At 63.1% G+C, this 14,042-nt stretch carries 13 protein-coding genes; 8 read left to right on the top strand and 5 right to left on the bottom strand.

Features of this window, described 5'->3' with window-relative positions:
* The 3 genes from EN780_RS13915 to EN780_RS13925 all read left to right on the top strand — a co-directional run.
* On the top strand, positions 1-746 hold a 746-nt coding region (locus EN780_RS13915), incomplete at its 5' end, for a L,D-transpeptidase (RefSeq protein ID WP_133372616.1).
* Between the two features lie 172 nt (positions 747-918).
* Positions 919-2,556, top strand: coding sequence for a CTP synthase (locus EN780_RS13920; protein WP_128274313.1), 1,638 nt, complete (start codon positions 919-921; stop codon positions 2,554-2,556).
* Complete coding sequence (locus tag EN780_RS13925; RefSeq protein ID WP_128274315.1) at positions 2,556-3,095, top strand: DUF1697 domain-containing protein; 540 nt, start codon at positions 2,556-2,558, stop codon at positions 3,093-3,095. The genes EN780_RS13920 and EN780_RS13925 overlap by 1 nt, the downstream gene beginning before the upstream one ends.
* A gap of 92 nt (positions 3,096-3,187) precedes the next feature.
* Here EN780_RS13925 and EN780_RS13930 read toward each other — a convergent pair whose 3' ends face one another.
* Entirely contained in the window at positions 3,188-4,645 is a 1,458-nt protein-coding gene (locus EN780_RS13930; protein ID WP_128274318.1) for an NCS1 family nucleobase:cation symporter-1, read from the bottom strand.
* 350 nt (positions 4,646-4,995) lie between these two features.
* Here EN780_RS13930 and EN780_RS13935 point away from each other — a divergent pair, with 350 nt between their 5' ends.
* Both EN780_RS13935 and EN780_RS13940 read left to right on the top strand, forming a co-directional pair.
* Complete coding sequence (locus EN780_RS13935) at positions 4,996-5,298, top strand: DUF982 domain-containing protein (RefSeq protein WP_127284334.1); 303 nt, start codon at positions 4,996-4,998, stop codon at positions 5,296-5,298.
* Between the two features lie 249 nt (positions 5,299-5,547).
* Positions 5,548-7,713 (top strand): adenylate/guanylate cyclase domain-containing protein, encoded by a 2,166-nt coding sequence (locus EN780_RS13940; protein WP_128274320.1) that lies wholly within the window; start codon positions 5,548-5,550, stop codon positions 7,711-7,713.
* A 48-nt stretch (positions 7,714-7,761) separates the two neighbouring features.
* On the opposite strand, the gene EN780_RS13945 is transcribed toward EN780_RS13940, so the two are convergent.
* Both EN780_RS13945 and EN780_RS13950 read right to left on the bottom strand, forming a co-directional pair.
* Positions 7,762-8,262 carry a YHS domain-containing (seleno)protein gene (locus EN780_RS13945; RefSeq protein ID WP_127284332.1) on the bottom strand — a complete coding sequence of 167 codons (501 nt, stop codon included), beginning with the start codon at positions 8,260-8,262 and terminating at the stop codon, positions 7,762-7,764.
* Between the two features lie 13 nt (positions 8,263-8,275).
* Entirely contained in the window at positions 8,276-8,872 is a 597-nt protein-coding gene (locus EN780_RS13950) for an ankyrin repeat domain-containing protein (protein WP_128274322.1), read from the bottom strand.
* A gap of 593 nt (positions 8,873-9,465) precedes the next feature.
* Between EN780_RS13950 and EN780_RS13955 the strand changes: the two genes are divergently transcribed.
* Both EN780_RS13955 and dusA read left to right on the top strand, forming a co-directional pair.
* Complete coding sequence (locus EN780_RS13955) at positions 9,466-11,511, top strand: flotillin family protein (RefSeq protein WP_127310974.1); 2,046 nt, start codon at positions 9,466-9,468, stop codon at positions 11,509-11,511.
* Between the two features lie 169 nt (positions 11,512-11,680).
* A complete protein-coding gene (gene dusA / locus EN780_RS13960; protein WP_128274324.1) occupies positions 11,681-12,685 on the top strand; it encodes a tRNA dihydrouridine(20/20a) synthase DusA in 1,005 nt (334 codons plus the stop codon).
* Positions 12,686-12,691: 6 nt separating this feature from the next.
* On the opposite strand, the gene EN780_RS13965 is transcribed toward dusA, so the two are convergent.
* Positions 12,692-13,396: a TIGR02281 family clan AA aspartic protease gene (locus EN780_RS13965; protein ID WP_127310972.1), complete on the bottom strand. Its 705-nt coding sequence runs from the start codon at positions 13,394-13,396 to the stop codon at positions 12,692-12,694.
* 13 nt (positions 13,397-13,409) lie between these two features.
* On the bottom strand, positions 13,410-13,643 hold the full coding sequence (locus tag EN780_RS13970) for a DUF1289 domain-containing protein (RefSeq protein ID WP_128274325.1): 234 nt from the start codon (positions 13,641-13,643) through the stop codon (positions 13,410-13,412).
* Positions 13,644-13,804: 161 nt separating this feature from the next.
* Here EN780_RS13970 and EN780_RS13975 point away from each other — a divergent pair.
* A partial coding sequence (locus EN780_RS13975) for a nicotinate-nucleotide--dimethylbenzimidazole phosphoribosyltransferase (protein ID WP_145970992.1) occupies positions 13,805-14,042 on the top strand: 238 nt, incomplete at its 3' end.

Consider the following 14,042-nt stretch of genomic DNA (forward strand, 5'->3'; position numbering starts at 1 on the left):
ATGCCAAGACAGGCAAGAAGACGGTCAAGATCATCGAGCCGATCGCCGCTGTCGAACCGATCCAGTCGGCCGAGCCGATGCCGGCCGAGGCGATGAACGTCGCGCTGACCGGCAACAATGGCGAGCTGCGCAGCGAGGCTCCTGGCCAGAAGCCGGCAAGCGGCGGCCTGTTTGCAGGCCTGTTCGGCGGTTCGTCGTCGTCATCGATCAGCTATCTGCCCGAAACGCGCGCACTTGATTCGGCTCTCGCCAAGAAGGACGCCAAGCGGCCGTTCAAGGTGAAGCCGGAGTTCGTGCCGCAGGACGTCGAGTTCAGCGGCTACCCCGCCGGCACCATCGTCATCGACACCAGCGCCCGCCGTCTCTATCTCGTCGAATCGTCGAGCACGGCGCGACGCTATGCGATCGCCGTCGGCCGCGAAGGCTTGCAGTTCAAGGGGACGGTCGCTGTCGGCGACAAGCAGGAATGGCCGCGCTGGATCCCGACGCTCGACATGCAGAAGCGCGAGCCCAAGCACTATGGCCAGTACAAGGACGGCATGCCCGGCGGCGGTGAGAATCCGCTCGGCGCGCGCGCCATCTATCTCTATGACGGCAAGAAGGACACGCATCTGCGCATCCACGGCACCATCGCGCCGCAGTCGATCGGAACCAGCGCCTCCAATGGCTGCTTCCGCATGATCAACGAGCACGTCATGGACCTCTACAGCCGGGTCAAGGTCGGCACCAAGGTTGTTATTATATAACAACCAGGCGTTATTATCTGAGGCCTCCACCCATCATGCCGAAAGGGCCGGCCCAGCCGGCCCTTTTGTTTTGACTGCAACATTTCTTGCCCTTCGGGGCGTCGCGCCTTCTTGGGAAAAAGCCTTCGCGGCGGTTTTTTCTCTGGCGGAATCAATCCGGCCGCGTTAAGCGATGACTCCCATGGCGCGATATGTATTCATCACTGGCGGCGTGGTTTCCTCACTCGGAAAAGGCATTGCTGCGGCAGCTCTTGGGGCTCTCCTGCAGGCGCGCGGCTATCGCGCGCGCATCAAAAAGCTCGATCCCTATCTCAATGTCGATCCCGGCACGATGTCGCCGTACCAGCACGGCGAGGTGTTCGTCACCGACGACGGGGCGGAAACCGACCTCGACCTTGGCCACTATGAGCGCTTCACCGGCCGCTCGGCCAACCAGCAGGACAACATCACCACCGGCCGCATCTACAAGAACATCATCGAGCGCGAGCGGCGCGGCGACTATCTCGGCGCGACCGTGCAGGTCATTCCGCACGTCACCGACGAGATCAAGCATTTCGTCCTCGAGGGCAATGACGACTACGACTTCGTGCTGTGCGAGATCGGCGGCACGGTCGGCGACATCGAGGCGATGCCGTTCCTGGAGGCGATCCGCCAGCTCGGCAACGACCTGCCGCGCAACAACGCGGTCTATGTCCATCTGACCTTGATGCCGTACATCCCGACCGCCGGCGAACTGAAGACCAAGCCAACGCAGCATTCGGTCAAGGAACTGCGCGGCATCGGCATTGCGCCCGACATCCTTCTGGTGCGCGCCGACCGGCCCATTCCAAAAGAAGAGCGCCGCAAGCTGTCGCTGTTCTGCAACGTGCGCGAAAGCGCCGTTATCCAGGCGCTCGACGTGCCGCACATCTATGACGTGCCGATGGCCTATCACAAGGAGGGGCTCGATTCGGAGGTGCTTGCCGCCTTCGGCATCGACCCGGCGCCAAAGCCGCGCATGGAGCCCTGGCAGGCGCTCTCCAACCGCATCCACAATCCGGAAGGCGAGGTGACGATCGCCATTGTCGGCAAATACACCGGCCTCAAAGACGCCTACAAATCGCTGATCGAGGCGCTTTCGCATGGCGGCCTCGCCAACCGCGTCAAGGTCAAGCTCGACTGGATCGAGAGCGAGATCTTCGAAAAGGAAGACCCGACGCCCTGGCTTGAGAAGGTGCATGGCATCCTCGTTCCCGGCGGCTTCGGCGAGCGCGGTTCGGAAGGCAAGATCCTGGCGGCGAAGTTCGCGCGCGAGCGCAAGGTGCCTTATTTCGGCATCTGCTTCGGCATGCAGATGGCCTGCATCGAGGCGGCGCGTTCGCTGGCCGGCGTCGAGCACGCCTCCTCGACCGAGTTCGGCCCGACCGAGGAGCCTGTCGTTGGCCTGATGACCGAATGGCTGAAGGGCAACATGCTGGAGAAGCGCAGGGCGACCGGCGATCTCGGCGGCACGATGCGGCTCGGCGCCTATCAGGCAGAGCTGAGCAAGGGTTCCAAGATTGCCGAGATCTACGGCGACGCCCAGATTTCCGAACGTCACCGGCACCGCTACGAGGTCAATATCGACTACAAGCAGCGGCTCGAGGATTGCGGCCTGGTCTTTGCCGGCATGTCGCCCGACGGCGTGTTGCCGGAAACGGTCGAATACCCCGACCATCCCTGGTTCATCGGCGTGCAGTACCACCCTGAATTGAAGAGCCGGCCGCTCGAACCGCATCCGCTGTTCGCGAGCTTCATCTCGGCCGCGGTGGACCAGTCGCGCCTCGTTTGATGCGGACCTACGTCGCGCTGCTCTACAGCATCATCCTTGGCGAGGGGCGACGCCTCGTCATGTCCGACCTCAAGGCGATGGCGGAGAGCCTCGGCCTGAAGAATGTCCGGACGCTGGTGGCAACGGGCAACCTGGTCTTCGACGCGCGGGCGGCCAAAATCGCCGATCTCGAACAACGGCTGGAAGCAGCGTTCGAAAAGACCTTCGGCCGCCATGTCGATATCATCGTGCGCGGCGCCGAGGACTGGCTGAAGCTCGCGAGCGGCAATCCGTTCCCGGCCGAGTCCGCCGATGCCGGCGATCAGGTCGCGGTGCGCGTCATGCGCAAACCTGCGCCGGCGGATGCCGTCGCGGCGCTCGATGGCTATGCCGCCGAGGATGAAAAGGTGCTTTCGGTCGGCGGCGACATCTGGCTCGTCTTTTCGCGCGAGCGACCAAGCTCACGGCTGCTGGCGGCGAGCAATCACAAGCGCATGGGCATAGGTACTTCGCGCAACTGGAACACGGTGCGCAGGCTGGCGGAGATGGTTGGGCAGTAGGCAGTAGGCAGTAGGCAGTAGGCAGTAGGCAGTAGGCAGTAGGCAGTAGGGGTATTCTCTATTGCCTAAGCCCTACTGCCTACTGCCTTATTTCAGGCCTTGGCCGTGCGCGCTCCGGCGCCGAGCGCCATGGTGCGCAGCACGTAGTAGACGGCGCCCGCGATCGCCACACCGAAGAACCAGCCATAGACGGCCCACCAGGACGGCAGCCAGTTGGTGAAGTTGGGCAGGATCGAGGAGAAGATGGCGCCGATGCCGGCGGCGATGAAGGCGTTGACATGCCAGCCGCTTTGGAAGCGGAACTCACCGTCTTCGCGGTAGAGCGCCTCGACGTCGACCTCGCCCTTCCGGATCAGGTAGTAATCGACCATCATCACGCCGAAGATCGGTCCCATCGTCGCGCCGATGATGCCGACGAAGTGCGCGGCGCTGCCTTCCCAGGGCGCGAAGGGGTAGAGCACCAGCGCGATCACGGCCGCGATGTAGCCGCCCTTCTTGAAGTCGATCTGGCGCGGGAAGACGTTGGAGAAGTCGAAGGCCGGCGAGACGAAATTCGCCACCACATTGATGCCGAGCGTCGCCACCGCGAAGGTGAGGGCGGCAAGGGCTGCCAGGAACCAGCTGTCGAACTTGGCCGAGATCTGGTCGGGATGGAGCAGCACCTCGTGGTAGACATCGTAGGCGGCGATCGTGGTGACGCCGGCGACGAGCGAGAACAGGATCAAATTGACCGGCAGGCCCCAGATGTTGCCCTTGCGCAGCGCCGCATTGTCGGGCGCGTAGCGGGCGAAGTCGCAGAAGTTGAGATAGAGCGCCGAGAAGTAGGTGACCCAGATCGCCGCGACGCCGAAGAGCGCTGTCCAGGAGCCGGGATCGCCGGGGATGCCGGCATCGGCGGTTTTTTCGCGCAGCACATCCATCGGGATGTCGCTGGTGAAGGCGAAGCTGCCTGACTTCACGCAGAGATAGATGGCCAGGAGAAGCATCATCACCCAGACCGCGGGGCCGGCCCAGTCCTGGAAGCGGCGCACCGTTTCCATGCCTTTCTGGATGATCAAGAGCTGCAACGCCCAGATGACGACGAAGCAGATCACTTCCAGGGTGGAGTGGCCGAGAAGGTGCGAGGTCTTGTTGAACTCGTCGAACCATTGCAGGCGCGTCAGCAGCGCCACGATGGCGCCGGAGGCGGCGGCCGTCTGCGCGCCGTACCAGAAGCAGGCGACGATTGCGCGCACCAGCGCCGGAATGTTGGCGCCCCAGATCCCGAAGGAGGCGCGGGCGAGAACGGGGTAGGGCACGCCGGTCTTCACCCCGGCATAACCTACCATGTTCATCAGCGCGTAGATGATCAGCGAGCCGATGCCGATGGCGATGATGAAATTGACGAAGCCGCCGCAGAACAGGAACAGGCTGGCCGCCAGATAGTAGCCCCACAGACTGTGGACGTCGGACGTCCAGACGTTGAAGATCGAGAACGGCCCCCAGTTGCGTACTTTCGCAGGAGCGAGGTCCTCGTTGTAAAGGTCGGGCGATGCGCCTTGTATCGTCATTGCAAGTGTCCCCTTTTGCAAAACGCGCCCTCACGCGTTAATCGGCGAGGTTAAGCCTGACGCAGGGGAACCGGCAAGCAAACCATTTGCCGGCTTTGACCTTAAAGACATTCAACGAGAATCGCGCTTATCACGCATGCGCATCGCGGCCCATCATCGACATTTCGCTCCTGAGTCGGCAAAGCGGATCTCAGTCCGGGTCACCCGTGGATCGATTGCCTGACGGTCGAAATCCCGGGCATCCGGTCCGGTTGAATTTTTTTTGCCGCGCATCCGCTTTTTTGTGGAACCAAATGGCCCACCGGGTGTTTAATGAGGTTCTGTGCACCGCGATCGCCGGGAGGAAAACGATGGATCGCTTGCATTTCTTTACGCCCGTGCGGATTCTGCCCGGGCAAGGCTACCCCGTAGAAGAAGTAGACAGCGTCGCCGAAGCGATGGTGTTTTTGCGGAAATGGCCAGCAGGTCGGCGCGGACCGGTCTATCAATGCGCCCTGAACTGTTGCTCCGCCGCCATGGCCGGCAACATGTCGGCCGAGGAGGCAAGGAAAGCTTTTACCGGCTTTGCCCGCATCACACGCCTCCTCGACGACGAGATGGCCATGCCGCTCGGCGGCGAGGCGATGGACAACGTCTACGCCTTGCGGCGCTAGCCGCTCTAACTCCAGAACTGTCGAGGTTCGCGCCATAGCGGCGCGGACCGCGGCTCTGCGTCAGCTAGCGAAAGAAGAATCGGCTAGGGCCCGAACCGGCCAGACCAAGTGACTGCCGCCCCGGGCCAAAGCGGATTCACCTTCAGTCCCGTGTAGCCAACTCCACTCGGACCGGGTGCGTTGCGGCGGTTGCCGTTGTAGAGTGCGTCGGGTGACCCATCACGCGCCTCAACGGAGCACAGGCGACGCATGGAGCGGCGGCTAACTGCCATATTTGCGGCCGATGTAGTCGGCTACAGCCGGCTGATGGGCGAGGACGAGGTCGGCACGCTGGAGCGGCTCAAGGCCTGTCGCCGCGAGTTGATAGATCCATCGATCGCCCGTCATCACGGCCGTATGATCAAGCTTATGGGCGACGGTGCGCTGGTCGAATTTGGCAGCGTCGTCGATGCGGTGCAATGCGCGGCCGACATCCAGCGCAAGATGGCCGAGCGTGACAAGGGTATCGCGGACGACCGGCTCATCCGCTTTCGCATCGGTGTCAACCTCGGCGACATCATTGTCGAGGGTGAAGACATCTATGGTGACGGGGTCAACATCGCCGCGCGGCTGGAAGCGCAGGCCGAGCCCGGCGGCGTGTGCATCTCTGGCACGGCCTTCGACCACGCCGTGCACAAATGCGACGTCGGCTTCGCCAGCCTTGGCGAGCAGCGGCTGAAGAACATCGCCGACCCTGTCCGCGTCTATCGGATTCTCCTCGAACCTTCGAAGGCGGGCAAGGTTCTGAGCGGCCCGCGCCGCCCGCTGCGGCCGGCGATCCTGGCGACGGGTGCGGCGCTGCTCGTTGCCGCCGCGGTTGCCGGCACCGTGATTGCCTGGCAGTGGCTGCGGGCGCCGCAACGGCCCTCCGTCGCGGTATTGCCGTTTTCCAATTTGAGCGGCGACCCTGCGCAGGACTATCTCGCCGAGGGCATAACCGAGGACCTGATCACCGACCTCGCTAAACTTTCGGGCCTCGACGTGATCGCCGGCAACTCGGTCGCCGCTTATAAGGGCAAGCCGCCCAATCTCGCCGACGTCAGGCGCGAACTCGGCGTCGACTTCCTCGTCGAGGGCAGCGTCAGGCCGACCGGTGACCTGATCCGGATCAACGCGCAGTTGATCGATACGGCAAACGGCGAGCATGTGTGGGCCGACCGCTTCGACCGGCGAGCGGCCGAAACGTTCGCTGTCCAGGATGAGATGCGCAAGGAAATCGTCGCCGCGCTCGACGTCGAGCCCTCGGCGATGGAAACCAAGAGGATGGAGCGCCCGCCCACCGCCAATCTCGAGGCGTATGACTACTACCTGCGCGGCGAGCACGCTGCCTTCACCGGCCGCCCGCCGGGCATGCGGGACGCACTGAACTTCTATGCAAAGGCGGTCGCGCTGGATCCTTCGTTCGCGGCGGCATTCGCCGCCGATGCGCGCACTGCTGTCTATGTCTGGCGCAATGCCTATGACGATGTGCTGCAGTCCGCCCCGGCGCGAAAGCGCGCCTATGAGAGCGCGGGGCGAGCCCTGCAGCTCAATCCCGATCTGTCGCTGCCCTACGCGATGCTTGCCATCCTGCAGAGCGTGGACCGGCGCTTCGACGAAGCGATCGAGTCGGCCCGGCGGGCCGTGGCGCTCGGACCGGGTGACGTCGAAGCGCAGGTCGCGCTCGGATACGTCTACCTATTCGACGGCAAGTTTCCGGAAGCCGCCGCGGCTGTCGAAACGGCATTGCGGCTCGACCCCGACATGTCGCCGATCAACCGCCAGATCGCCGGCACGGTCTTTCTCTTCAACGGCGATGGCAAACGCGCGGTGGCGGCGCTGGAACGCGCTCGCGACGAAGCGCCTGGGGTCGGCAACATCCTGGTCTCTCTCGGCGCCGCCTATGCTCAGACCGGCCGCATCGCAGACGCGCGGGCGGCGGTGGCCCAGGGCCTGCGACTTCTTCCCAACAACGACTCTATCGCCGCAATCAGGATGGGATGGCATTTTCGCAATCCGCAGGATTTGGAAGACCTGATCGGCACGTTGAAGCAGGCGGGTCTGCCGGAATGGCCCTATGCCTTCAAGGGCGACGAGAGCGATCGGCTTAAGGGTGAGGACATCAGCGCCCTGGTCATCGGTCACACGCTGAAGGGCGTCGCGGAGCCGGGGCCCCGGCCGGCAATCATGCAGATCGGCAATGACGGCCAGGCGGCCTTCCGCTCTACCGCTCAATTCATTACCGAGACGATATCCGTTAAAGAGGATCTGCTTTGCGAGCAAAGCGAAAACGCATTTGGGCGACCGGATTGCGGCCCGATCTATAGGCGCCAAGGCGAGTTCGCGTTCAGCTTCGTGAACTCGCGCGTCGTTTTTCACTTCTCGCCGCTCGACTAAGCGCCGCACACTTTAGGGCGGAGACATCAAAGCGCCCGAGCGGTCGGATCAATTGATCTGGTCGCGCTCCAGCCTTGCCTTGACGGCCGGCCAAGCAGCTTCCGCTTTTGGCAAAACGTCGTCGGCGTGGGCGGCGATATTTTCCATATCAGGCTTGTCGTAGGCTAGGTAGAGCTTGCCGTCGATGATCTTGAACGCCTCGGGATCGACGTTGACCGTCACCGATTCTAGCGAAACCTCGCCCACGCAATAGCCGCCATATTGCGGAGCATATTTGACAGGCTCGCTCATGAACATCTTGCGGTGCTCGTCGCTTGCGAAATTCCACGGTGTGCCGAGCCAGTCATAAGCGATTTTCTCCGAACCTTTGACCGCCTTGCCGTCGGTGAAATAGGCGACCGGATCATAGCCCATGATGGCCACGCCGCCGAAGTAACCGGTGTTCACCGAGCCGTCGGCATGCGCGGGGGCCGCGCCGACAACCGAGAAGGCTAGTGCGCCCGCCAGGATAAGGTTGCTCAGAGATCTGCTTGCGTCTGCCACGTACATCGCGCGTCTCCCATCAATCGTGAATGTCCATGCACCGTTTGTAGTTCTCTTCTGTATCCTTGATGACTTCAGGCTTCTGGCAAGCGGCGCCGTGGCGCTTGTAGAGGCGAACGATCTCCAAGTTGCCCTTCCAGAAGGCGCGGCTGATCGGCGCGTAGCCGTGGACCTCGGGATGGGCGACGTCAGCGCCCTTGGAGATGAGGAACTCGACCACCTCCAGATGGTTTTCCTCGCCCGCCACCATCATCGGCGTGACGCCTGCCTTGTTGGCCGCGTCGTCGAGCAAGGCGCCACGGTTGAGCAGGAGTTTGGCAACAGGCAGGCTGCCGGAATAGGCTGCGGCATGAAGGGGCGTGAAGCCACCGGAATTGCGCGCCATAACGTCGGCGCCCTTGGCGATCAGCAGTTCGGCGATCGCCGGCTGATCGGCAAGCGCGGCATTGATGAGGGGCGTTGCCTGGTCGCGCGCGCGACCGTCAACGGCGGCGCCGCCGGCCAAAGCCTCCGTGGCGGCGCTGGGATCTCCTGCGGCAACGGCATCGAACAACGGGTCTGCCGCAGCCGTCACAACCGCGAAAGCCAGACCGACCATTGCAAACAAGCCGCGCATCGTCCGTCCTTTAGAGGCGCCTAAAATATCATGCGGCCGTTCACCTGGGTAGCCCTTCGAGGGACGGGCGGACCGCTAACTGAGACGGAAGACAAGGGCGCTCCCACGGTTGCGACTTCCAATTTCACTCGCCGCTGGAAGCTAGCCGAAGACATGTTCCCGTTCCGCGCTCGCTCCTCCCTTGCAGCCGGCCCAGCCAGTCGGATCCGGGGGCCGGCGGCTAACCCGTAAGAACGCCATTTCGCGCTTTTGGTAACTGTAAAAGCAACCATCACGCTTCGAAATAGCGAAAGCGTTGGAAATAACTTATACGATTCCCGCGCGGAGTATCTTTAAACCTGTAGGTGCGATACCTACGTCATTTATTGTTATGTCTATCAAGGCAACACCGATGTAACATCGCTCACGGCCACGCCTCCCTTACTTGGGGACTCGGGATGCGCGGTCATTTTCCCATACAATGAGCAGCCCAAACGTTCGACAAGCCCTTGGTGCGTCGAGCGTGCCGGTGCGCGATCTCCCCGCTTCATCAATAAACACCAACCGGGTGGCCCTCGGGTGAACGAACCCGCGCGCCCCATAGGAGAGAAGAGATGGAAGCCCTACAATATCTCGAGCCGATGACATGGACGGCAATCGAGATAGCCGTGCCGGTCGTCGTGCTGGCAATCCTGTTCTGGCGGAGCGGCGTGGTCCGCTACATCCCAAACGACAGGCTCGGCATCTTGGAAAAACTATGGAGTTTTCGCGGTTCCGTCAGCAATGGCTTCATCGCGCTCAACCGTGAGGCAGGTTACCAGCCGGAAGTCGTGCGCGGTGGCCTCCATTTCTTCATGCCGTTCCAATATTCGATTCATCGCGCCAATCTTGTCACCATCCCGCAGGGTCAGATCGGCTATGTCTTTGCCCGTGATGGCAAGCCGCTGCCTCCGACGCAGACACTTGCTTCCAACACCGACGCCGACGATTTCCAGGATGTGCGCGGCTTTCTCGAAAAAGGCGGGCAGAAAGGACCGCAACGCAAGATCTTGCGTGAAGGCACCTATGCCATCAATCTCGCGCAATTCATCGTGCTGACCGCCCAGTCGATCCATGCCGTCAATCTGAGCCCGTCGGAACAAAATCTTTTTGCCAATATGTCCAGCGTGATCTCGGAGCGGGGCGGCTTTGAGCCGGTCGTCATCCACAATGCCGAGGACATGATCGGAATCGTCACCATCCATGATGGTCCGGCCCTGCCGGACGGCGAGATCATCGCACCGACCGTCGCCAACGATCCGAACGACCCGAACTTTCACAACAATTTTCAGGACCCGGAGAAGTTTCTCAATGCCGGTGGCTACCGTGGCCGGCAGTTGCAGGTGCTGGCCGACGGCAGCTACTTCCTCAATCGCATTTTCGCGACCGTCGAACTGGTCGAGAAGACAATCATCGACGTTGGCACGGTGGGTGTCGTCGTCTCCTATAACGGCCGCCACGGCGCCGATATATCCGGGCAGGCATACCGTCATGGCGAACTGGTCGAAGTCGGCGCACGCGGTGTCTGGTCGACACCGCTGCTGCCGGGCAAGTATGCGTTCAATACCTATGCCGGCAATATCGTCACCGTGCCGACCACCAACTTCGTGCTCAAATGGACGAAGGAGCAGTTTGGCGAACACAGGCTGGACGAGAACCTGTCTGAAGTCTCGTTGATCACCAAGGATGCGTTCGAGCCTGTGCTGCCGCTCTCCGTCGTCGTGCATATCGACTATATGAAGGCGCCGCTCGTGGTGCAGCGTTTCGGCGACATCAAGCGGCTGGTCGAACAGACGCTCGACCCGATGGTTTCTGCCTATTTCAAGAATATCGCCCAGACAAAGACGCTGATCCAGCTTTTGCAGGAGCGTAGCGATATCCAGCGCAAATCCGGCGAGGAGATGCGCGAAAAATTCAATTCCTACAGCCTCGAGCTGCAGGAAGTGTTGATTGGCACACCCCGTGCCGCCAATGACCAGAACAGCATAGAGCAGATCCTGATCCAGCTGCGCGACCGCCAGATCGCAGTCGAAAAGGTCGAGACTTATAAATTGCAGGAGAGGGCGGCCACTCAGGAACGCACGTTGCGAGAGAAGGAGGCGCTTGCCGAACAGCAAGCCAAGATCACGACGTCGGCACTTACCATCGAGATCAGTGAGAACGAGGGCAAGGCGCAACTCGCCCGCACCCGTCAGGAGGCGGAAACCATTCAGGTCAATGCCAAGGCAGAAGCCGAGAAGGTGCGCCTCGCCGGCCAGGGCGAGGCCGACATGATCAAGGCTGTCGCGCTTGCCGATGCCGAACGCATCAAGGCGACCGGTTTTGCGGAGGCCGAGAAGGTGCGCGCTGTCGGCCTGGCGGAGGCCGAGGCCACCGAGAAGAAGGTCGCGGCTTTCGGCGGACCGGACTATCAGCTCAACTCGCAGGTTCTCATGCGCTTCGCCGAGGCCATCGAAAATGGCAAGCTACCGCTCGTGCCGCAGATCCAGATCGGCGCTACCGGCGGCGAGAAGGGGGGCGCCAATGGCCTTGTCGAGATGATGCTTTCGATGCTCGTCGCCGACCGGGTTGGACGGCAAAACCTACCGGATGAGATCCCGGCTCCGGTTGAGGAGGATTGATTGGGAATGGGCCGGTTGTACCGGCCCATTTCTGCTCTGCCGTTCGCAATCCAGAGTTCCGCGTCGAGATCGGGGCACGCTTGCTCTTCGCGGCCGGGTAGGAAATCGCTGCAAAATCGCTTATGTGAGCGCGACGCCTCGTTGACCGAGGACTCGAGAACCGCCGGATATGAAGAGCAGCGATTACAAGAAGATGCGCCTCGCCATCGCGCCCATGATGGACTGGACGGATCGGCATTGCCGGTTCTTCCACCGTCAACTGACGCGCCGGGCGCTGCTCTATACAGAGATGGTGGTGGCCGACGCGATCATCCAGGGCGCGCGCGAGCGGCTGCTCGGCTTCGACGCGGCGGAGCATCCGGTGGCGCTGCAGCTCGGCGGGTCCGATCCCGGCAAGCTTGCCGAGGCGGCGGCGGTCGGCGAGGCCTTCGACTACGACGAGATCAACCTCAATGTCGGCTGCCCGTCGGACCGCGTCCAGTCAGGCACGTTCGGCGCCTGCCTGATGAAGACCCCGGTGCTTGTCGCCGACTGCGTCGCGGCAATGAAGGCCAGAGTGAAAATTCCCGTCACCGTCAAATGCCGCATCGGCGTCGACGAGCAGGATCCGGAGCCGGCGCTCGACGACCTGGCCGACGGGGTTTTCGCGGCCGGCGCCGACGCATTGTGGGTGCACGCCCGCAAGGCCTGGCTGGAGGGGCTTAGCCCGAAGGAAAACCGCGACATCCCGCCGCTCGACTACGGTCGGGTCTATCGTCTCAAGGTGAGAAAGCCGAATGAATTCATCGGCATCAATGGCGGCATCCAATCGCTGGACGCGGTGCGCGAGCACCTTTGCCATGCCGACGGCGCCATGCTCGGCCGCGTCGCCTACCACACGCCGGGCATCCTGGCCGGCGTCGATGCCATGTTCTACGGCGAGCCGCCCGCGGCGTTCGACTATGCCGCTCTGATCGATGTCATGGCGGCCTATGCCGCGCGCCATATCGAGAAGGGCGGGCGGCTCGGCCACGTCACGCGCCATATGGTCGGCCTGTTCCACGGCCTGGCGGGCGCGCGTCGCTACCGGCAGATCCTGTCGACGGACGCGACGAGGCCGGGCGCCGGACCGGATGTGTTGAAGTCGGCCTTTGCCGCTGTGGACCTCAGCGGCACGGCGGCCGAAGCGGCCTGAGGGCATTCAGTCCCGCAGGACCATGCGGTCGCCGCGCACGTCGAAGCCCGACAGCGAGCCGATGAAGTTCATGCCGAGCAGGCTCTGGCCGAGCATCCCGGGCGCGGCGATCATCACGGCCATGTCCTTGCGCACAATGCCGCCGATCGCCACTTCGTCGGTCTTCACGGCGGCGGCGCGCGCCATGCCGTTGGCGGTCGAGACCGGTATGGTGAAGTTGAGCGTGGCCGGATTGAAGCCGGCGGCCTGCGCGTCCTCCGCGGTCAGCACGATGCTGGTTGCGCCGGTATCGACAACGGCTCGCACCGGCGCGCCGTTGATCAGGATGCGCGCCTCGAAATGGCCATTGTCGGCCTTGTCCAGGGTGACCGTGGCGTGGCCGTCCTCCACGCCCAGCGCCAGCGGGCTGCCGGGGACAAGGCCCGCCGTCACCCGGCTGGCCACGTCCTGCAGCTCATAGCGGTATTGATAGCCGGCGATCAGCGCCAGCACGATGACGGCCCAGGTGCCGAGATTGCGGGCCATGTCGCCGAGCGGCCTGCCGGAGCGCAGCAGGCCGGCGCCGATCAGCGTGCCGAACGCGCCGAGCCAGATCAGCCGGCTGAAATCGTAGTTGTCGACGCCAAAGGTGCTGCCCGCCGAATCGTTGAGCATCAAAAGCAGCGCGCCGGCGCCGATCACCACCATCAGGATCCAGAACAGGCGGTTCATCGGTGTTGCCCCTTCACGACAACGCGCCGCGCTCGCGCGCCATGCGGGTGCGGCGGGTCTCCCGGCGCGGCCGCCGCTCCACCGTCTCCAGCCGTGCCGGCAACTCGGCCATGACAGCGCGGCGAACCTCCGGAGTCATCCCGATCCAGGCGGAGATCTCGTCGCGCGTGCGGCCGCAGCCGAAGCAGAAGCCGGTTTTCATGTCGATCGAACAGACCAGGATGCACGGGGATTCGATGGCCGTCATGACGTTCTCTTGCGCTACTTCCACATGGTGCAACGTCCATGCCAATGCAAGCCCCACGGAATGCGCCGCGCTTTGCTGCTTTCACGGCAAGCCCCGAAGGTTGTGCTGGCGCAGCAAGGCGGTTATGCCGCTCAAACCTTCCAGCAACCATTGTAGGCCGCATGACCAGCGCATCGCCTTTCAACGATTTTCGCAACCTTCTGGCAAACCTGCCGCCGGCCGACCAGGCCGCCGAGGCGCGCGTGCGCGCGCTGTTTGCCAAGGCCGACAAGCCCAGGGCCTCGCTTGGCCGGGTCGAGGACATCGCTGCCTGGCTCGCTGCCTGGAGCGGGCAGGCGCCGCCGGCGGTCAGGCGGCCGCAGGAGGCGATCTTCGCCGGGAACCACGGCGTCACCCGCC

Origin of the sequence: Mesorhizobium sp. M4B.F.Ca.ET.089.01.1.1, assembly GCF_004022605.1 — a bacterium.
Taxonomy (GTDB): Bacteria; Pseudomonadota; Alphaproteobacteria; order Rhizobiales; family Rhizobiaceae; genus Mesorhizobium; species Mesorhizobium abyssinicae.